This is a genomic window from Caenimonas sp. SL110, from assembly GCF_001044395.1.
Classification (GTDB): Bacteria; Pseudomonadota; Gammaproteobacteria; order Burkholderiales; family Burkholderiaceae_C; genus Ramlibacter.
The window spans coordinates 68760-88391 of sequence record NZ_JANU01000006.1 but is presented as its reverse complement, the minus strand read 5'-3'; the positions used below and the strand labels follow the sequence as shown (position 1 = coordinate 88391).

Below are 19632 nucleotides of genomic sequence, written 5' to 3'. Positions count from 1 at the left end.
GGGACGAAAGCAAATTCCGGATAAAGCCGTTTCTGCAGTTTCTGCCAAGCCCCCCATAATTTGCCCGCAACGGACACTCCCCAGATGGCACAGCGAATCTTCGTCAAGGTGATGGGTTTCAGCGATGTGGAGCGGCATGCGCTCAACTCGGTGTTTCGCCTTTCCGAACAGCGCCAGACCATCTATTCACCCTGGATGCCCGATGCACCGGAAGCACCCAGGCTCGCGCTCATTGACGGCCAGAGCTACGAAGCGCAGCTTGAACTCGAGTCTCCCCGGACGGCCGGGCTGGACATCATCTGGGTGGGCCCGGTGGCACCGGCCAGTGCCTTTCGGGCGTTCGACAGGCCGATTTCCTGGATCGAGGTGCTGGGGGCGATGGATGAGCTCTATGCGCCCAAAGACCCGCTCGATTTCGACCTGGGGTTTGAAGATGGTGCATCCGAATTCATTGAGCCCGAAGCGCGCGACCACCGTCGGGTGCTGATCGCTTCTGCAAGCCGCGACGAGCGGCTTTACCTGCGTGCCAAGCTGGCCCTGGCCGACCTGACACAGGCAGACGACGCAGAAACAGGAGCCCAGGCACTGGAGCTCGCACGGGCCAATGCCTACACCGTGGCGCTGGTTGACTTCGGGCTGCCGGACGTGAACGGATGGGCATTCCTCAAGGAGCTGACTTCGTCATACCCGGCGATACAGCACGTCATCATGACCAAGTCCGATGCGTCGATCGGCGAGCACATTCGCGCCAGATTGAGCGGCGTCGATGGCTTTTTCAATAAGCCTGTGCATCCCGGCCGGCTGCAGGAGCTGCTGCAGAAGGTGCTTTGACGCTCGCCACGGCGGGCAGGCCCGGCATAGCCAGCGGCTCGGCCGACTTCCATCCCTGCCGCACACCAACCAGTGTCTGCCGCGTCAGTGTTCCGAGAAATGGTGCAGAGGTTCCGGCATTCATGAACAGCGTGCGCAGGAACGGCAGCATCCATTGGTCCGACTGGAACAGGGGCGTGAGCCAGCGGCTCGCTTCGCCGTAGAAATGCAGATGCTGCCGCCGCACGGCGGTGTAGTTGTCCAGCGCCTGGGCCATTGGCACGTTTTGCTCCAGGCATTGGGCCAGCGCCACCGCGTCGAGCAAGGCGAGGTTGGTGCCCTGGCCCAACTGCGGGCTGGTGGCGTGCGCAGCATCGCCAATCACCACGCAGCGATCTGTGTTGTACGAAGGCATGACGACGTCGTGGTACCTCGCCCACGTCAGGTCATCCATCGACCTGATCTGGTCCAGGAGCGGTTCACATCGGGGATTGAGCTTTCGCACCGATGCCTTGAATGCATCGACCCCGGCCTCGCGCAAGGCCTCCAGCCGGTCGGCCCGCACGCTCCAGAACAGGCTGACGACGTTGTGTCCCGCGGGCGAAAGTCCGGTGGGCATGATCCCCAGCATCTGACGCGCGCCGCGAAACCACTGCGCGAGCGTGCTGCCGCATTCATCTTCGGGGTCGCGCAGGACAGCCCAGACGGCGCCCCAGGGATAGACGCGGTCACTGCAAGCCAGCCCGGTCTGCACGCGCAGCGATGAGCGGCAGCCATCGGCGATCACGACCAGGTCATGCTTTGACTGCAAGGCTGCCAGGTCGCGAACGTGCTCGCCGGTGACGGCCTGAACGCCCGCTGCCTTTGCCTGCCGCCAGAGCGCATCGAACAACACGCCCCGGTGCAATCCCAGGCCGAAAGAACCTTTTTGCCACCGGTCGTAGCGCACATTGACGACAGGCCAGAAGCCCCAGGCCTTGCCCAGCAGGCGATCCACCCGCGCGCCGTGTTCCAGCATCTCCTGTTCGATGCCCAGCACGCGCATGGCGGCCAGCCCGCTGGGCTGCACCAGGATGCCTGCGCCGACGGAAGCGGGGGTTTCAAATTTGTCCAGCAGCGTGACGCGGTGACCAGCGCGCGCCAGCAGGACTGCCGATGAAAGGCCGGCAAAGCCTGCGCCAACGATGGCGATGGAATGGCGGGGAGCTGCGGACGTCATCGAGCCAATGCTACCGCGCGGGCGGGGGTGTTTGGTGTGGTGGGTGCGAGCGCATTGGCCAGCCGCGCCTCGATGGGCAAGGGCTCATCGTGGAGCTGCGCGGCCAGCACTTCAGCGCAGAGCACGCAGAACGTGAGACCGCGAGAACCCATCGCCGTACTCAACCACAAACCCGGTTGCACTTGCCCCACCAGAGGTCGTCGATTGGATGACGCACATCGCACACCCGCCCAGGCGCGCACGCTGCGATTCGTGAACTCGTGTTCAACGGCTGCTGCTGCGCTCGGCAGCAGGTCGCGCAGGCGGGCGTGATTGGCCGCATTGTCTTCTTCGCGTGCCCGCATTGACGAGTCGCCGCGGTCGAACGTCGAGCCGCAAAACCAGGCCGTATCGCCTGCGACGGGCACTGCCGGAATGAAGTGTCCGTTGCCATTGACAGGGAAGGGCGGCAAGTCGCCAGTCGGCTGTGTGCCCCATGAGATTTGTCCCCTGACGGGCTGTAGCGGCAGTTCAGTGCCGGCAAGGGAGCCGCTTTCCAGTGCCGCGGCGACAACGACCAGTGCTGCCCGACCCAGTTCATTGCCGTGTGCATCGGCCACGATCCATTCACCGGTATCGCCATCGCGCTGGCAACGGGCAACGCGGCAATTTGCTCGCCACTGCACCTTTGGCTGCGCAAGCCAGGCCGAGACGAGCGCTGCAGGCTTGATCCATGCGGCCTGGACGTGCCAGAGCCCTTGAGCGTCGGTTCCCGCCGCCGCACGTTTCAAATCATCACCGCTTGCCGGACGGCACCACGGTTCTTCTGCTGATTTGAATTCGTGCGCCCTGATTTCGTGCAACGCTTCGCGCAACTCCAGCACGCCCGTGACGCCGAAATCCTCGCCTTCCACGAGATGCTCGCGCACCTGCTGCAAGGTCATTCGCACGCCGGCGCGAGACAGTTTCGACAGCATGCTGTCATCGGGTGAGAAATGAGGTGCCAGCATGGCAACCGGCGCACCCGATGCGCCCGATGCGGGTTGCGCCGCGCTGTCCAGCACGCAAACGTCCCACCCCCTCCGGGCCAGGCTTGCGGCCACGGCAGAGCCAGCGAGGCCGGCTCCAATCACGATGCAGGTCGAGGGCATCGCGGCGCGGACGCGCGCACGTTGCTTCGGCTCCCACGCAGGAAGAAATTCGCCCGCAACGACCGGGTTCGGCTGTGCTGAGGCGGGCACTGCAAACCCGCACCGACCCAGCTCTCGCAGCGCCTCTTGCGACGCCGTCAATGCAGCGAACCTCGCGCCGCGTTCGCAATGCCGCGAAAGCGCCTTGACGCTCGTGGCATCGACGGCTCCCAGCAACACCGAGTCGGCGACAAAGCTCTCGCGGCGCAGCACGGGTGACAACTCGTTCACATGCACCGTCAGCAACACGCGGCCTTGCTCGAAGGCCAGCCTGTGTGAGCCCGGCATCAGGCCGAACCATTGCGCCGCAAGTTCATCGGCCAGTGCGGCGAGTTCCGGGTGACTGCTCGCGGCGCGAACAAGCTCGTCTGCCGATACGGGCAGCGGTTCGATCAAGAGGAAGTGCAGCATTCGGGGCCGATGCGGATCGGCCTTCCACGCGTGCCAGGCGGCCAGGAAATTCATCGGCGCACCAGCGCCTGATGCCAGCACGCGCCACTGCGCCTTGCCCGCCCAGGCGGCGGGGAGGCCGCACGCTTGCATCAAATCCGCGCCGGTCTGTTCAAGCCCGGCCATGCGGGTGATCGACTGCGTCAGTTGGCAGGCGGCACGTAGCCCTGGGCGACGTCTGCGCCGCCGCCAAAGAAATGGTTCTCCATCTGGCGCGCGAGGTATTGGCGTGCGCGCGCGTCTGCGAGATTGAGGCGGTTCTCATTGACCAGCATGGTCTGGTGCTTGATCCAGCCGGCCCATGCCTCCTTGCTGACCTGCTCGTAGAGGCGCTTGCCGAGTTCGCCGGGGTAGGGCGGGCGGTCGAGGCCTTCGGCTTCCTTGCCGAGCTTCACGCATTGAACCATTCGTGCCATGGGGCTTCCTTATCTGCGCATGCGAATAAGCATTCGCGCATAAACATGTGAAAAGACAGTCGTTCCGGTTTCGGATGGGCGCTTACAGAATCCGACTCATCGAATAACGCATTTGCCCGAAAGACAACCATGAACCTTCGCCGCGACTTTATCAAGATTCCCCTGGCGCTCGGCATCGCAGGTGCCTTGTCCCTTGCAGCAGTGCCGACCGCGGCGCAGCAGGCGGTCACGCTGCTCAATGTTTCGTATGACCCGACGCGCGAACTGTACGTGGAGTTCAACCAGGCTTTCGCCAGATACTGGAAGGGCAAGACCGGCCAGGACGTGACGATCAAGCAGTCGCACGGCGGCTCGGGCAAGCAGGCCCGCTCGATCATCGACGGCCTGGATGCAGACGTTGCCACGCTCGCCCTCGCAGGCGATACCGATGCACTCGCCAAAAACGGTGGATGGCTCGCGCCCGACTGGCAAAAGAAGCTGCCGCACAACGCATCGCCCTACACATCCACCATCGTGCTGGTGGTGCGCCAGGGCAATCCGAAGGGCATCAAGGACTGGGATGACCTGGTCAAGCCGGGCATCAGCGTGATCACGCCCAACCCGAAGACCTCAGGTGGCGCTCGCTGGAACTACCTGGCAGCGTGGGAGTTCGCCAAGCGCAAGTACGGTGGCGATGCGCAGGCAAAGGATTTCATCGCCAGGCTGTACGGCAATGTGCCGGTGCTCGACACCGGCGCTCGCGGCTCGTCGATCACCTTCGCGCAGCGCGGCCAGGGCGATGTGTTCATCTCGTGGGAAAACGAGGCCTACCTTCTGGAAAAGGAATTCGGCAACAAGGTCGACGTGGTGTATCCGTCGCTCTCTATCCTGGCAGAGCCCGCAGTTGCGGTTCTCGACAGGAACGTGGATCGCAAGAAGACGCGCGCGGTTGCCGAGGAATACCTGAAGTACCTGTATTCAGAAGAAGGCCAGGACATTGCTGGCAAGAACTTTTATCGCCCGGCAGTTTCGGCGAAGGCGCAGGCCAAGTACGCAAAGCAGTTCCCCAAGCTCAACACCTTCACCATCGAACAGGCCTTCGGCGGCTGGGGCAAGGCCGACAAGACCCACTTTGCCGACGGCGCCAGCTTCGACCAGATCTATACGCGCAAGTGATCTGACGCTGGTCTTGGGCATTTCTCCTTCCCCCAGAGGGGGAAGGAGAAGACGCAATCAGGCGGCCAGTGCAGCTTCCGGCTGGTTCGCAGCGTCAACCGTCAGTGCCTTGATCGTCACATCGGCAGCCGACAGGGCCTGGGCCTTGGCGGCTTCACCCATTGCAACGCCTTCGGCGCGAACAAAGCGAATGTCGGTCACGCCGAAGAATCCGAATACCGTGCGCAGATAGCTTTCCTGGTGATCGAGGCCGGCCAGCGCCGGGTTGGTCGAATACACGCCGCCGCGGCTCGAAGCAACGATCACGGTCTTGCCACCGGCCAGGCCCTGAGGACCCTTCTCGGTGTACTTGAAGGTGCGGCCCGCCTGTGCAACGCGATCGATCCAGGCCTTGAGCTGGCTGGGGATCGAGAAGTTGTACATCGGCGCGCCGATCACCACCACATCGGCGGCCAGGAACTGGCTCACCAGACGCTCGGAAATCTCGTTTTCGCGTTGCTGGACTTCGGTCAGGCCAGGTGTGCCGGGCGCGGTGCGAAAGCCGAGCGAGTCGAGCGACAGATGCGTGGGCGCATTGACGGCCAGGTCGAGATGCTCGACCACGGTGCCGGGGTGCGTGGCCTGCCACTGGGCGACCATGCGCTCGGTCAGCTGGCGCGAGACCGAGTTGGCGTTGAGGGGGCTGGAGTCGATGTGGAGCAGCTTCATGATTGACCTTTCGTTGTCCTGTGTATGGTGCCGATTGGCATGGGAATAATTGTGCGGGCGCATCGATCAATTGATAAGTTGGCAAATTCGGGTTAGATTGTCCTGTCAGCAGGACGATAAGGATCAGAAATGCAAGACCTCAATGACATGCTGTACTTCGCGGAAGTGGTCGACCAGGGCGGATTTGCCGCCGCAGGGCGAGCGCTGGGCGTGCCCAAATCCAAGCTCTCCCGCCGCGTTGCCGAACTGGAGGCGCGCCTGGGTGTGCGGCTGCTCCAGCGCACGACGCGCAAGCTGTCACTGACCGAAGCGGGCGAGATCTACCACCGGCACTGCGTCGCCATGCGCGAAGAGGCCGAGGCCGCCGAAGAGGCCGTGCTGGTCGTGCAGACCGAGCCGCGCGGAACCATCCGGGTGACGTGTCCTGTGACGCTGGCGCAATCGACGATAGGTCCGCTGATCCCGATGTTCCTGGAGCGGCATCCACATGTGCGAATCGACATGCAGGTCACCAACCGTGTGGTGGACCTCGTGCAGGAGGGCATTGACGTGGCGCTGCGTGTGCGGCCCACGCTCGAAGACAGCGGCAGCCTGGTGGTGAAGAACCTGGGCAACACCTACGGGCTGCTGGTGGCAAGCCCCAGGTTGCTGGACCGCGAGGGCAGGCCGCAGGCGGTCGAGGACTTGCAGAAGCTCCCGACGGTTGCGATGTCCGCCGCCGATGGCCGGGCGACCTGGATATTGACCGGGCCTGCCGGCCGATCGTTCGAACTGGTACACAAGCCCGTCTACACCGCGGACGACATCCTCACGCTGAAGTGCGCCGCGCTGCAGGGCACCGGCATATGCATCATCCCGGACTACATGTGCACGAACGAGCTGCGATCAGGCGCGTTGGAGCAGGTCATCTCGGGTTGGGCGCCGCGTCCCGGGGTGATGCACGCCGTCTTCCCGTCGCGTCGCGGTCTCGTGCCAGCCGTGCGCCGCTTCCTGGACCACCTGGGCGAACACGTGAGCAGCGAGGGGCTTGAATGCCCCAAATAATTGGAATCTGACCCCAATTGTTAATTGGGGTCAGATTCCAATTAATTCGATGGATTGGGTAAGAACGATCGTTTTGCAACGACACAAGGCAAGCATGAAAAGAATCCTCGCGTTGACTGTCTCGCACCTGGTTGTGCTGGCCCTTGGCTTTGCGCTCGGAATTTACCTGCTGCCCATCCTCACCGCGCCACCGGGGCCGACGGCGCAAGAGGTGAGAGCGTTCTCTGCTGCTCCTCAATTCACGACGCAGTTCAAGCGCGGGCTCAAAGGCAGCGATGCATTGCATTGGGGCGAGGGCGCCGTCACGCTCGGGGCGGCGGGCGTTGCGCTCATGGGCAGGATTGCTCCAGGGCCTGCGTACAAGCTCTACCTGGTGCCGGAGTTCGTCGAGACCGAGGCGGATTTCAAGCGGGTGAAAGCGCAATCGCTTGCAATCGGCGACATCAAGACGTTCGAGAACTTCATCGTGCCATTGCCGGCTGGCGTCGATCTCAATCGTTACAACACCGTGGTGATCTGGTGCGAATCGTTTTCGCAGTTCATCACGGCGGGGCAGTATCGCTAGACGCCCAGGTATTGATCCAGCAATTGCGGCTGTGCACGGAGTTCATCGGACGTCCCGGCAAATACGACCTCACCCTTGACCAGGATCACATTGCGATCGGTGACCTGCGTGACGTGCTTCCAGTTCTTGTCCACGATCACGCTGGAGATACCCGTCTCGCGAATCACGCCGCAGATGCGCCAGATCTCGCGCGCAATCAGGGGCGCGAGGCCTTCGGTCGCCTCATCGAGGATCAGCACATCGGGGTTGGTCATCAGCGCCCGGCCGATGGTGAGCATCTGCTGCTCGCCGCCCGAGAGTTGCTGGCCGCCGTGGCCCAGGCGCTCTTTCAATCTCGGAAATGTTTCGAGCACGCGGTCGTACGTCCAGTCACGCTGTCCGCGCGTGCCGGGGCGCGCGGCCATGACCAGGTTTTCGACCACGCTCAGGTTGCCGAAGATGCCGCGGCCTTCGGGTACATAAGCAATCCCGAGTTGTGCGATTTCATACGGCGGACGGCCCATCATCTCGCGGCCCATGATCTTCACGCTGCCGGCGCGTGGTTTGACCAGGCCCATCAGCGACTTGAGCAAGGTGCTCTTGCCCATGCCGTTGCGGCCCATGAGCCCGATCGTCTCGCCTCGGCCGACCGTGAAGTCGATGCCGCGCAGGATGTGGCTCGCGCCGTAGTAAGTCTGCAGCCCGCGGGCTTCGATGAGCGCCTGGTCGCTTGCCATCAGTGCTCCTCGCCCAGGTAGGCCGACTGCACATTCGCATCGGCGCGCACTTGCGCAGGCGTGCCGCTCGCGATCACCTGGCCGTTGACCATCACGGTGAGCTTGTCGGCCAGAGCGAAGACTGCGTCCATGTCGTGCTCGACCAGCATGATCGCGTGCTGCGGCTTGAGCCTGAGCAGCAACTGCACCATGCGCTCTGCTTCCGCCGTGCCCATGCCCGCGAGCGGCTCGTCGAGCAGCAGCACGCGCGGCCCCGTGGCCAGTGTCATTGCAATTTCAAGCTGGCGCTGTTCGCCATGACTGATGGTTGCCGCAATCGCGTCACGACGTGATGTGAGGCCGGCCATTTCCAGCGCGTGGGTTGCGCGTTCGTTGGTGGCGCCGAAGCCGCTCGCCAGCTTGAGCCAACGCGCTGCATGGGGCTCGCGCGACTGCGCGGCGAGCCGCACGTTCTCCCACACGGTGAACGGCTGGAAGATATTGGTCTTCTGGTAACTGCGGCCCAGACCCGCGCGCGAGATGCGTTCCGGCGACCAGCCGGTGATGTCTTTCCCGAGCAACGAGATCGAGCCCGAAGTCGAAGGCAGATCGCCCGAGAGCAGATTGGTCAGCGTCGATTTACCCGCTCCGTTCGGCCCGATCACCGCATGGATCGCACCCTGATGCACGTCGAGCGACACGTCGTTCACGGCGGCCAGCCCGCCGAACCGCTTGGTCAGCTTGCGGGCCACAAGGAGCGGCTCGGACCGAAGCGGCTCAGACATCGCCAGCCTCCTTGCGACGCGAGAGGCGTTCGGCCAGGCCGAGCAATCCGCGCGGCGCAAATGCCACGACGAGCACGATGAAGATGCCCATCCACAACTGCCAGTGCTTGCCCAGGTTCACGCTGCCCACCTGCGGCAAATCCTTGAACACATGCAGCAGGTATTCGAATGCGAACGAGCCGATGATCGCGCCTGCGAAGTTGCCCATGCCGCCCAGGATCACCATCATGATGGCGTGCGCGCTCATGTGGAAACCCATCAGCTCAGGGTTCACAAATCCGGTCTGCGCCGCCCACAGGTAGCCGGCCAGTCCGGCCAGCGCACCCGACAACGTGAATGCGGCGAGCTTGTAGCCGAAGGTGCCATAGCCCATCGCGCGCATGCGGTGCTCGTTGATGCGGATGCCGGCCAGCACGCGTCCAAACGGCGACCACAACAGGCGGCGCAGGAAGGCGTACACCAGCACCATCATGGCCAGCGTGAAGTAATAAAACGCCTTCTTGTTTTCCAGGTCGAACAGCGCTGCAGACGGCTTGAAGTTGACGTAGATGCCGTCCGATCCACCGAGCGCCTTGTTGTCGAAGAACAGGAAGAACACCATCTGCGCAAACGCCATCGTCACCATGATGAAGTAGATGCCGTGCGTGCGAACCACGAAGAACCCGATCACCAGTGCGGCAAGGCCCGATGCAGCCACAGCGGCGGGCAGCGTCCACCACAGGCTCACTGCTTCGCCCGCAGGTGTGAGGAATGCCAGCGCATAACCTGCCAGGCCGAAGAATGCCGCGTGACCCAGCGACACCAGGCCGGTCACGCCGAGCAGCAAGTCCAGGCTCATCGCAAAGATGCCCAGGATCATCATTCGCGCGACCATCTGCGCGTAGAACTCGGTTCCCACGAATGGGAACACGACCAGCGCAACGAGCCCCAGCCCGACGACGACCTGCAAGCTGCGTGGAAGCGTTTCGAGATTGGCCTTCATTGCTTGAACAGCCCTTCGGGTTTCCACAGCAGCACGGCTGCCATCAGCATGTAAACGAGCATTCCCGCGACTTGCGGCAGCAGCACCTTGCCGAAGGTGTCGACCAGGCCGACGAGCAGCGCAGAAATCAAGGCGCCTCGCACCGACCCGATGCCACCAATCACCACGACCACAAAGCACATGATGAGGACTTGCGAGCCCATGTTGGGGTACACGCTGGAGATCGGCGACGCGATCATGCCGGCGATGGTGGCAAGCGCAACACCGATGGCGAACACCACGGCATGAATCAGCTTGATGTTGACGCCCAGCGACTCGGTCATGTCGCGGTTGAATGCGCCGGCTCGAATCTTCATGCCCAGGCGCGTCCTGGAGATCAGCAGGTAGAGCCCGATCGCCAGCGCAATGCACACGCCCGACATGAACAGGCGATACACCGGATAAGAAAGGTTGTCGGTGAGGGGAATCGAAGCCGACAGCAACTGCGGAATCGTGACGCCATGAACATCGTCACCCCACAGGATGGAGCGCACTTCTTCAAAGATGTAGATCAGGCCGAAGGTGAGCAGCACCTGGTCGAGGTGGTCGCGCTCGTAGAAGTGGCGAAATAGCAGCCGCTCCAGTATCAGGCCGAAGATCACCGACAGCACCGCGCCGCCGATGATGGCAATCGTGAAGCTGCCGGTCATGCTGGAGAGCGACCACGCGAGGTAGGCACCCAGCATGTAGAAGCTGCCATGCGCCAGGTTCACCACGCCCATGATCCCGAAGATCAGCGTCAGGCCGGCTGCCAGCATGAACAGCAGCAGTCCGTACTGCACGCTGTTCAGGAGTTGAATCAGGAAGTTGGCGAGATCCACAGGCGTTCAGGCAATCAGTCGGTCAAGCGCTCAGGCGTTGCGGCGTGTCAGCAGCAGCAGGCCGCCCATGACAGTGAAGAGACCGCCGCACACGCGGTTGATCCAGCGCACGATACCGCTGGTGCGAAGCAGGGGCACGAGCTTTGCCACGCCGAGCGCGCATGCGGTCAGGACTGCGAACTCGAATGCCATGAAGGTGAGGGCGAGGATCGCGAACTGGGGAGCGATGGGCTCTGCAGGATTGAGGAACTGCGGAAAGAAAGCCGCAAAGAACAACACCGCCTTGGGGTTGCTCGCGCCCACCATGAAGCCTTGCAGGTAGAACGAGCGGCGACGGGGCAGCGCGTCACCTTCGACCATCAGCATGGACTTGCTGCGAAAGGTCTTGACGCCCAGCCAGATGAGATAGGCCGCGCCGACCACCTTCGCAACCGTGAAGGCCGTCTCTGAAGTCGCCAGCAACGCGCCGAGACCCATCGCGGACAGTGCCATGACCGCGAGCACCGCAGTCACCGCGCCGGCGACCGACGTCATCGCATGGCGCGGCCCGTGATTGACCGAGTTCGTCATGCACATCAGCATGGTCGGACCCGGGGTCACGATCAAGAGCAGGACGGCGGCGACGTAGAGGAGGTAGGTGGTGAGGGTCATTGCTTCAGTTGGCTGTCATTGCGGACTCGATCCGCAATCCATCGTGGAATGAGCGCAGTCGCCGCTTCGCGGTGGATGCCGGATCAAGTCCGGCATGACAAATGTTAGTGGCTGTCATTGCGGACTTGATCCGCAATCCATCGTGGATCGAGCGCAGTCGCCGCTTCGCGTTGGATGCCGGATCAAATCCGGCATGACAGCCATTCGGCTCAGCCCATCTTGCAGCCGGCGCCCGAATCGGCCAGCGCCTTGGCGGCCACGCCGATCACCTTGTTTTCCTTGTTCTCGACCACGCGCAGGTACATGTCCTGCACCGGGTTGTGCGACTTGCTCATCGTCCACTTGCCGCGTGGGCTGTCGATGGTGGCGGACTCCATGGCCTTGTAGAGCGCCTGCTTGTTGGCCAGGTCGCCCTTGACGGCGGCAGCGCCCTGCGACAGCAGCAAGCCCGTGTCGTAGCCTTGCACCGCATACACGTCCGGCTGCATCTTGAACTGCGATGCGTAGGCGCTGCGGAACTGCTTGTTGCGCGGCGTGTCGAGCGAGTCGCTGTAGTGCATCGTGGTGATGATGCCGTCGGCTGCGGGACCGGCAGCGTCGAGCACGCCTTCAGTCAGGAAGCCCGAGCCGTACAGCGGAATGCGACCCTTGAGGCCGGCAGCCGCGTAGTCGCGGATGAACTTGGCTGCGCCGCCGCCTGCGAAGAAGCAGGCCACTGCGTCGGGCTTGATCGATGCGATCTCGGTGAGCAGCGCCTGGAACTCGACGTTGGGGAAGGGCAGGCCCAGTTCCTTGACGATGGTGCCGCCTGCTGCGGTGTAGCTTTCCTTGAAGCCTTCGTAGGCTTCGTCGCCCGCGGCGTACTTCCAGGTGATCCACACGGCCTTCTTGTGGCCCTTGTCCACCATCGCCTTGCCGAGCGCGAGCGTGGGCTGCGAGTTGGTGAACGAGGTGCGGAACACATTGGGTGCGCACAGGGCGCGCGTTGCCGCGTGAACGCCTGCGTTGGGAATCAGGCAGAGCGTGCCGCTGTCGCGGACCACGCGCTGGATGCCCATCTGCACGCCCGAGTGAACCGTGCCGATGAGCACATCGACCTTGTCGCGCTGCACCAGCTTGGTGGCGTTTTCGACGCCCTTGGACGGCTCGGATTCGTCGTCGACCTTGAACCACTCGATGTCGCGACCGCCGAGCTTGCCGCCCTTTTCGTTGATGGCCATGCGAACGCCGTTTTCGATCGCAACGCCCAACTGCGCGAACGTGCCGGTGTACGGCAGCATCAGGCCCACGCGCACCTTGTTGCCCTGGGCGCGGGTGATCTGCGGCAGCAGCAAACCAGTGGACGCTGCGCCCACGATGGCGGCGCTACGGGTCAGCACGAGACGGCGAGTGGTCATGGGTTTCTTCCTCTGTGAATTAATTGAAGCCTAAAGCATTTTCTGTCCGCTGCGAGGACGATCGTACTGTGGCTTACCCGGAGTTTGACGGTGACGACGGTGCAGACGCCGACCTCAGCTTGAAGCGCTGGATCTTGCCGGTTGCGGTCTTGGGCAGCTCGGAGACGAACTCGATCCAGCGCGGGTATTTGTAGGGAGCGAGCAGGCTCTTCACATGCATTTGCAGGTCGCTGGCCGAGGCGGGCTGGCCTGCCTTGAGCACAACAAAAGCCTTGGGCTTGACCAGATCGTCCGAGTCCGCAATACCCACCACAGCCGCTTCGAGCACGCTGGCGTGTGTCATCAGGCAGGCTTCGACTTCGAAGGGCGATACGTAGATGCCGCCGACCTTGAGCATGTCGTCGGTGCGGCCGCCGTAGGTGTAGAAGCCGTCGTCGCTGCAGGTGTATTTATCGCCGCTTCGTGTCCACTCGCCGGCGAATGTGGACTTGGTTTTTTCGCGGCTGTTCCAGTACATGATCGCTGCGCTCGGACCCTTGATCTGCAACTCGCCGATTTCATCGGGGCCGCATTCACGTCCGTCGTCGCCGACGATTCTCAGCTCGTACCCCGGCACGGCCTTGCCCGTCGTGCCATAGCGGACCTCGCCGGGGCGATTGGACAGGAAGATGTGCAGCATCTCGGTCGAGCCGATGCCATCGAGAATTTCGCAGGCGTAGGTCTCGGTCCAGCGCTTGCCGATCTCGGCGGGCAGGGCTTCCCCCGCGCTGGTGCAAACGCGCAGGCGCAACTCGCTGCGTGATGGCTTTGCAGGGTCTGCCAGCAGCGCGGCGTAAAGCGTGGGAACGCCGTAAAAAATCGTCGGTCTGAATTTCTTCAGGACATTGAAAACATCGGCCGGTGTGGGACGCGTGGGCAGCAGCACCGTGGTCGCACCGACGCTGATCGGAAACGTGAGGCTGTTGCCCAGTCCATACGCGAAGAAGAACTTGGCCGCCGAATAAACGACGTCGTCTTGTCGAATGCCCAGCACGCCACGCCCGTAAAGCTCAGCCGTCTGGACCAGGTGGCTGTGAAGATGCACCGTGCCCTTGGGTGTGCCGGTGGAGCCGCTGGAATACAGCCAGAAACACGCGTCGTCTGCACAGGTCTCGGTGACGGTGTGCGAGGCATCGCCCGAGGCCACCAGCGCTGCCACCGAGTTGTCGCCATCGGTGCCGGCAACGATGACGCTGCGCAATGAGGAAATGTTTGCGATGAGCGGCTCGAACGCAGGCAGGAGCGGCTTCGAAACGAAGAGAGCCTGGGCGCGCGAATCGCGCAGCATGAAGTCGAAATCTTTGCTCGTGAGCAGTGTGTTCGCTGCGACCGGGATCACGCCGGCCAGGATGCATCCGAGAAAAACGACAGGCCATTCCAGCGTGTCGAGCATGGCGACCATCACGCGTGTTTCGGGCGCGAAGCCGCGTGCGCGCAACGCGTTCGCCAGCCGGTAGGCCTGGTCGGCGAGTTCGCCGTAGGTCAGCTGTGCACCTGAGGCGGCATCAATGAAAGCGACCTTGTCCGGGCGTGCCGCATTGCGGCTGAGGAGGTCGTGGGCCGCGTTGTAATCCCGGGGGATTTCAATCCGCGGCGGCGTATGGGAATGGTCGGCGCGGCTCGCTCGCATGGGACGGGTTCGCGTTCAGGCGGCGACGGGAGCAAGCGTCAGTGCCTGTGCAAGCCACTCCCGGCACCACACTGCGCCGAGCTCTTCTGGCAGCGTGCCGGCACTCGCGTCGTGGCACCAGACCTCGCCAACACGCTGCGCGCCCAGGCCCTGCAGACGCTCGTCGAATTTCTTGCCGCCAAAGCAGAAGGTGTTGAGATACGTGCGGTCGCCGAGTGCGATCACGCCATAGCGAACATGCCCCAGGAATTTCGGTTGCGAGTCGAGGGAGTCGTAGAGCATGCGGGCGTTGTCCGGCACGTCGCCCGACCCATAAGTGGACGAGCAGATGAGATAAAGTGCATCTGCTTCATCGAATGCACTGATATCGAGGCCGTCCATCAGCAGCACTTCGATGTCTTCGACAAGGTCGGCGCAATCCATCTGGATCGCTTGCGCAACATAGTCGGCGGTGCTGGTCATGGTGCCAACGAGGATCTTGAGCTTCATATATCTGTTCATCCTTGGGTTGCATGCAGTAAACTGCTTGACATGCGATTGATAGGAAGTATACTGCAATCTTGATCTAGCGCAAGTCCCACGCAGAAAAACCTGACATGCAAGCAACAACCGAGCACGAAAGCAAGGCCACCCTGGCTGAACTGGGTGCTCGTGTGCGTGCGTGGCGGGCCCGGCGCGGCATGACGCGCAAGCAGCTCGCCGCCGACTCGGGTTTGTCCGAGCGCTTTCTCGCTGACGTGGAAAGCGGCAAGGGCAATGTCTCCATCAACTCGCTGGAAGCGGCTGCTCGCGCACTGAACATCACGATTCTTGAATTGCTGCAGGATGCGCCGCGTCCCGCGCTCAGCCGTCTCTATTCATTGCTGGGTCGACTGGAAGATGCGCAGCTCGACCAGGCGCATTCGCTGCTCGCGACAACCTTCGGAATCGGTGACGCCGAAGGTCGCGAAAAGCGTGTCGCGTTGATCGGCCTTCGCGGTGCGGGCAAGACGACGCTTGGCGCGCAACTGGCTGCCGCGCGCGGCGTGCCCTTCATCGAACTGGATCGGGAGATCGAGCGCGAAGCCGGCACCAGCATGAATGAGATCCTGCTGCTGCACGGGCAGGGCGGCTACCGCCGCTATGAGCGGCGCGCGCTTTTTCGCATCGCCGAAGACCACGCCGATGGCGTCGTGATGACAACCGGCGGCAGCATCGTGAGCGAGCGCGAAACATTCGACCTGCTGCAAAGCCGCTTCTATTGCGTCTGGCTCAAGGCCAACCCCGAAGAACACATGAGCCGCGTGGTGGCGCAGGGCGATATGCGCCCGTTTGATTCCACCAGCGGCGCCACGGTGGAGGCGATGGAAGACATCCGCCGGATCCTTGCCAGCCGCGAGGCGCTCTATGCGCGCGCTGATGCCGTCGTCGATACGGCAGCCCGCACCGTCAAGCAATCGCTCAAAGACCTGGAACGCGCTGTTCCCTGAAACGCACAACCTGACCCGAGGACACACATGAACGCAATGACCGAACCACTCCTGTTCAAGCAGGGCGACCGCGAAATGGTGAGCTTCGCGACGCACCCGTCCAGGTACCAGCACTGGACGCTGACAGTCGATGGCGATGTCGCTCGCCTGAAGCTCGATATCAATGAAGACGGCGGCATCAAGCCGGGCTACAAGCTCAAGCTCAATAGCTACGACCTGGGCGTTGACATCGAGCTGCACGATGCGATCAACCGTGTGCGTTTCGAGCATCCGCAAGTCAAGGTGGTGGTGTTTGAAAGCGGCAAGGAAAAGATCTGGTGCTCGGGCGCCAACATCTACATGCTGGGCCTTTCCACCCACGCCTGGAAAGTGAACTTCTGCAAGTTCACGAATGAGACGCGCAACGGGCTGGAGGATTCGTCGCGCAATGACGGACTGAAGTCGCTTGCGGCTGTGACGGGCGCATGTGCAGGCGGTGGTTATGAGCTGGCGCTGGCTTGTGACCGCATCGTCATGATCGACGACCGTGCCAGCACGGTGAGCCTGCCCGAGGTGCCGCTGCTTGGCGTGTTGCCCGGCACCGGCGGACTGACCCGTGTGACGGACAAGCGCAAGGTGCGCCGCGATCTCGCTGACATTTTTTGCACGACCAGCGAGGGTGTTCGCGCAGACCGCGCCCGCGACTGGAAACTGATCGACGGGCACGCGAAGCCGCAGCAGTTTGCGCAGCTGGTCGCGGCCGAAGTGGAAGCACTTCGCAAGCAATCCAACCGCAGCGGGACCCAGGGCATTGAGCTCACGCCGCTTGCACCTCGAATTGAAGACGGCGGCTACTACTACGCAACGGTCAGCGCCGAGATCGACCGAGCAACGCGCATCGCGACCATCACCGTGAGCGCGCCCAGGGCAGCGATTGAAAGCAAGCCTGAAGCCATCGAGGCAGCCGGCGCGAACTGGTGGCCGCTTCAGTTGGCGCGCGAGCTCGACGACCTGATCCTGAACCTGCGCACCAACGAACTGGAGATCGGCACCTGGGTCATCAAGACACGCGGCGATGCGCATCATGTGATGCAGGCCGATGCAGTGCTGGAGCAGCACAAGGACCACTGGCTCGTACGCGAGACCACCGGTGCACTGCGGCGCACGCTGGCAAGGCTCGACGTGACGAGCCGCTCGCTGATCGCCCTGGTTGACGCGGGTTCGTGCTTCGCCGGGACGTTCTTTGAACTGGCGCTCGCCTGCGACCGCATCTACATGCTGGACCTGCCCGATTCGCCGGACGCTGCGCCTTCGCTGCAGTTGAACGCGGCCAACTTCGGCAGGTACCCTGAAGTCAACGCGCTCACACGCTTGCAGACCCGGTTCTGCGAAGACGAACAGACCATCGCCCAGTTGCAGGCATTGCAGGACAGCCCGCTGCGTGCGGACCAGGCACTGGCCCTGGGCCTGGTCACGCTGACCCCCGATGACATCGACTGGGACGACGAGATTCGCATCATGCTGGAGGAGCGCGCGTCGCTGTCGCCGGATGCGCTCACGGGCATGGAAGCGTCGCTGCGTTTCCCCGGCAAGGAAACGATGGAGACGCGTGTTTTCGGACGTTTGTCCGCCTGGCAAAACTGGATTTTCATCCGGCCCAACGCAGTGGGCGAAGAGGGCGCACTCAAGCTCTTCGGTACCGGAAAGAAAGCGAAATTCGACTGGAAACGGATCTGACCTTTGAGGCTGTCATGCCGGACTCGATCCGGCATCCATGCATTTCGACGGCGGTTGAAGGCATGGATTGCGGATCAAGTCCGCAATGACATCCGGCACGAAGTCAAACCCGCAATGACAGCCGGCAGCAACATGTGATCACTACGAGAGAACCCTATGAGCAATATCGATCTTCAGGCCCTCATTCCCAACAATGTCCACCTCGGCGAAAACCGCCAGTTGCAGCGCGCGCTGGAACACTGGCAGCCCGCGTTCCTGAACTGGTGGGACGAGATGGGCCCCAGCGACTTCAAGGCCAAGGAAGTATTCCTGCGCACTGCTGTCGGCGTTGATGCGCAAGGCTGGGCCAGCTACGGCTACACACCGATGCCCGAGTACCGCTGGGGCATCTTCCTGGCCGACAAGGAAGAGGGCCGCAAGATCGGCTTCGGCGACTTCATGGGGCAGGACGTGTGGCAGGACGTGCCCGGCGAGTACCGCTCGACGTTTCGTCGTCTCATCGTGACGCAAGGCGATACCGAGCCCGCATCGGTTGAGCAGCAACGCCTGCTCGGCCACACGGCGCCATCGCTGTACGACCTGCGCAATCTGTTCCAGGTGAACGTGGAAGAAGGCCGGCACCTGTGGGCGATGGTTTACCTGTTGCACGCGCACTTCGGCCGCGACGGCCGCGAAGAGGCCGAAGAACTCCTCGAGCGCCACAGCGGCGATCCGGACAAGCCACGCATCCTGGGGACGTTCAACGAGCCGATGGACAACTGGCTGTCGTTTTTCATGTTCACGTATTTCACAGACCGTGATGGCAAGTTCCAGCTCAAGAGTTTTGCCGAGAGCGCGTTCGATCCGCTCGCGCGCACGACTCGCTTCATGCTGACCGAAGAAGCGCATCACATGTTTGTCGGCGAGACGGGTGTGGGCCGCGTCATCAAGCGCACGCTGGAGGTGATGAAGGAGCTTGATACCGACGACGTCGCCACGCTGCGCAAGGCCGGCGTGATTGATTTGCCGACGATCCAGCGCTTCATGAATTTCTGGTTCACCAGTTCGCTGGACCTGTTCGGGTCGGAGTCGTCATCGAATGCGGCCAACTATTTCAGCAACGGCATCAAGGGCCGTCCCGATGAGGCCAAGTTCGCGGACCACGTGGAGTCCGATACCGAGATGACCATACAGGTGCCCGATGGCAAGGGCGGGCTGATGAACCAGTCCGTCTCTACCCGCAACGGCATGAACGAGATCACGCGCCTGGAGTATGTGAAGGACTGCAATGTCGGCGTGACGCGCTGGAACATGGCCATCAAGCGTGCGGGCATCGCATTCGAATTGAAGCTGCCCTCGACGCGTTTTCGCCGCCAGGTGGGCGTTTGGTCCAACATCCCGACCGATCCGCTGGGCCAGCCGATCACGCAGGCCGAGTTCGATGCGAAGAAGGCCGATTGGCTGCCGTCTGACGCAGACATCGCCTTCGTCAAGAGCCTGATGCACCGCGTGACCGACCCCGGAAAGATGGCCGGCTGGATCGCTCCGCCTGACCGCGGCATCAATGCGCAGCCGGTCGAATATGAATACGTGAAGCTCTAATTGCACCTGCCTCGCAGAATCGACTGCTGGGGCAGGTACAATCCGTGACTTCGGGGTGTAGCTCAGTCTGGTAGAGCGCTGCGTTTGGGACGCAGAAGTCGCAAGTTCGAATCCTGTCGCCCCGACCATTTCAGCCGTTGTTAAAGCCGTTGCTAACCCAACGGCTTTTTTCCATCCTGACTGCCCGTAGCTCAGTTGGATAGAGCACTTGCCTTCTAAGCAAGTTGTCGGGGGTTCGATTCCCTCCGGGCAGGCCAATCGGCGCCGCTCCCGTACCTCATTTCCCACCTG

General features: G+C 62.6%; 18 protein-coding genes, 2 tRNA genes and 1 pseudogene. 9 read left to right on the top strand and 12 right to left on the bottom strand.

Annotated elements, in window-relative coordinates:
* The first annotated feature begins 84 nt into the window (after positions 1–84).
* Positions 85–831 carry a response regulator gene (locus tag AQ12_RS04100; RefSeq protein WP_048438590.1) on the top strand — a complete coding sequence of 249 codons (747 nt, stop codon included), beginning with the start codon at positions 85–87 and terminating at the stop codon, positions 829–831.
* Here the strand turns inward: AQ12_RS04100 and AQ12_RS04095 are convergent.
* The 3 genes from AQ12_RS04095 to AQ12_RS04085 are packed head-to-tail and all read right to left on the bottom strand — an operon-like array spanning position 776 to position 4064.
* Positions 776–2029 (bottom strand): NAD(P)/FAD-dependent oxidoreductase, encoded by a 1254-nt coding sequence (locus tag AQ12_RS04095; RefSeq protein WP_053076548.1) that lies wholly within the window; start codon positions 2027–2029, stop codon positions 776–778. The two genes, AQ12_RS04100 and AQ12_RS04095, sit on opposite strands and share 56 nt — an antisense overlap.
* Positions 2026–3774: an FAD-dependent 5-carboxymethylaminomethyl-2-thiouridine(34) oxidoreductase MnmC gene (gene mnmC / locus AQ12_RS04090; protein ID WP_053076547.1), complete on the bottom strand. Its 1749-nt coding sequence runs from the start codon at positions 3772–3774 to the stop codon at positions 2026–2028. Before mnmC ends, AQ12_RS04095 begins: the two co-directional genes overlap by 4 nt.
* A gap of 17 nt (positions 3775–3791) precedes the next feature.
* A complete protein-coding gene (locus AQ12_RS04085) occupies positions 3792–4064 on the bottom strand; it encodes an oxidative damage protection protein (RefSeq protein WP_048438588.1) in 273 nt (90 codons plus the stop codon).
* 129 nt (positions 4065–4193) lie between these two features.
* Here AQ12_RS04085 and AQ12_RS04080 point away from each other — a divergent pair, with 129 nt between their 5' ends.
* Complete coding sequence (locus AQ12_RS04080; RefSeq protein ID WP_048438587.1) at positions 4194–5219, top strand: sulfate ABC transporter substrate-binding protein; 1026 nt, start codon at positions 4194–4196, stop codon at positions 5217–5219.
* A 57-nt stretch (positions 5220–5276) separates the two neighbouring features.
* Here AQ12_RS04080 and AQ12_RS04075 read toward each other — a convergent pair whose 3' ends face one another.
* Complete coding sequence (locus AQ12_RS04075) at positions 5277–5927, bottom strand: FMN-dependent NADH-azoreductase (protein WP_048438730.1); 651 nt, start codon at positions 5925–5927, stop codon at positions 5277–5279.
* 129 nt (positions 5928–6056) lie between these two features.
* On the opposite strand from AQ12_RS04075, the gene AQ12_RS04070 reads away from it, so the two are divergent.
* Positions 6057–6971 (top strand): LysR substrate-binding domain-containing protein, encoded by a 915-nt coding sequence (locus tag AQ12_RS04070; protein WP_048438586.1) that lies wholly within the window; start codon positions 6057–6059, stop codon positions 6969–6971.
* Positions 6972–7065: 94 nt separating this feature from the next.
* Positions 7066–7536 carry a DM13 domain-containing protein gene (locus AQ12_RS04065; RefSeq protein ID WP_048438585.1) on the top strand — a complete coding sequence of 157 codons (471 nt, stop codon included), beginning with the start codon at positions 7066–7068 and terminating at the stop codon, positions 7534–7536.
* Here the strand turns inward: AQ12_RS04065 and AQ12_RS04060 are convergent.
* The 8 genes from AQ12_RS04060 to AQ12_RS04025 all read right to left on the bottom strand — a co-directional run bounded on the left by AQ12_RS04060 (position 7533) and on the right by AQ12_RS04025 (position 15064).
* Entirely contained in the window at positions 7533–8252 is a 720-nt protein-coding gene (locus tag AQ12_RS04060; RefSeq protein ID WP_048438584.1) for an ABC transporter ATP-binding protein, read from the bottom strand. The two genes, AQ12_RS04065 and AQ12_RS04060, sit on opposite strands and share 4 nt — an antisense overlap.
* On the bottom strand, positions 8252–9016 hold the full coding sequence (locus tag AQ12_RS04055; RefSeq protein ID WP_048438583.1) for an ABC transporter ATP-binding protein: 765 nt from the start codon (positions 9014–9016) through the stop codon (positions 8252–8254). Before AQ12_RS04055 ends, AQ12_RS04060 begins: the two co-directional genes overlap by 1 nt.
* Positions 9009–9998: a branched-chain amino acid ABC transporter permease gene (locus AQ12_RS04050; RefSeq protein WP_048438582.1), complete on the bottom strand. Its 990-nt coding sequence runs from the start codon at positions 9996–9998 to the stop codon at positions 9009–9011. The genes AQ12_RS04055 and AQ12_RS04050 overlap by 8 nt, the downstream gene beginning before the upstream one ends.
* The gene (locus AQ12_RS04045) at positions 9995–10858 is read right to left on the bottom strand and encodes a branched-chain amino acid ABC transporter permease (RefSeq protein WP_048438581.1); all 864 of its coding nucleotides are present in this window, start codon (positions 10856–10858) and stop codon (positions 9995–9997) included. The genes AQ12_RS04050 and AQ12_RS04045 overlap by 4 nt, the downstream gene beginning before the upstream one ends.
* Positions 10859–10888: 30 nt before the next feature.
* The gene (locus tag AQ12_RS04040; RefSeq protein ID WP_048438580.1) at positions 10889–11509 is read right to left on the bottom strand and encodes a LysE family translocator; all 621 of its coding nucleotides are present in this window, start codon (positions 11507–11509) and stop codon (positions 10889–10891) included.
* 209 nt (positions 11510–11718) lie between these two features.
* Positions 11719–12906, bottom strand: a complete 1188-nt coding sequence (locus tag AQ12_RS04035; RefSeq protein ID WP_048438579.1) for an ABC transporter substrate-binding protein — start codon at positions 12904–12906, stop codon at positions 11719–11721.
* Positions 12907–12979: 73 nt separating this feature from the next.
* Entirely contained in the window at positions 12980–14575 is a 1596-nt protein-coding gene (locus AQ12_RS04030; RefSeq protein WP_048438578.1) for a benzoate-CoA ligase family protein, read from the bottom strand.
* A gap of 15 nt (positions 14576–14590) precedes the next feature.
* Entirely contained in the window at positions 14591–15064 is a 474-nt protein-coding gene (locus AQ12_RS04025; protein WP_048438577.1) for a flavodoxin domain-containing protein, read from the bottom strand.
* 104 nt (positions 15065–15168) lie between these two features.
* On the opposite strand from AQ12_RS04025, the pseudogene AQ12_RS04020 reads away from it, so the two are divergent.
* The 5 genes and pseudogenes from AQ12_RS04020 to AQ12_RS04000 form a co-directional block, all read left to right on the top strand.
* Positions 15169–16044, top strand: a pseudogene (locus tag AQ12_RS04020) (helix-turn-helix transcriptional regulator); the annotation flags it as partial.
* A gap of 27 nt (positions 16045–16071) precedes the next feature.
* Complete coding sequence (gene boxC / locus AQ12_RS04015; protein WP_152682664.1) at positions 16072–17760, top strand: 2,3-epoxybenzoyl-CoA dihydrolase; 1689 nt, start codon at positions 16072–16074, stop codon at positions 17758–17760.
* Positions 17761–17916: 156 nt separating this feature from the next.
* A complete protein-coding gene (gene boxB, locus AQ12_RS04010; RefSeq protein WP_048438574.1) occupies positions 17917–19341 on the top strand; it encodes a benzoyl-CoA 2,3-epoxidase subunit BoxB in 1425 nt (474 codons plus the stop codon).
* A 51-nt stretch (positions 19342–19392) separates the two neighbouring features.
* Positions 19393–19469: transfer RNA gene (locus AQ12_RS04005), tRNA-Pro, on the top strand.
* A 52-nt stretch (positions 19470–19521) separates the two neighbouring features.
* Positions 19522–19598, top strand: a tRNA-Arg gene (locus AQ12_RS04000).
* The last annotated feature ends 34 nt before the right edge of the window (positions 19599–19632 follow it).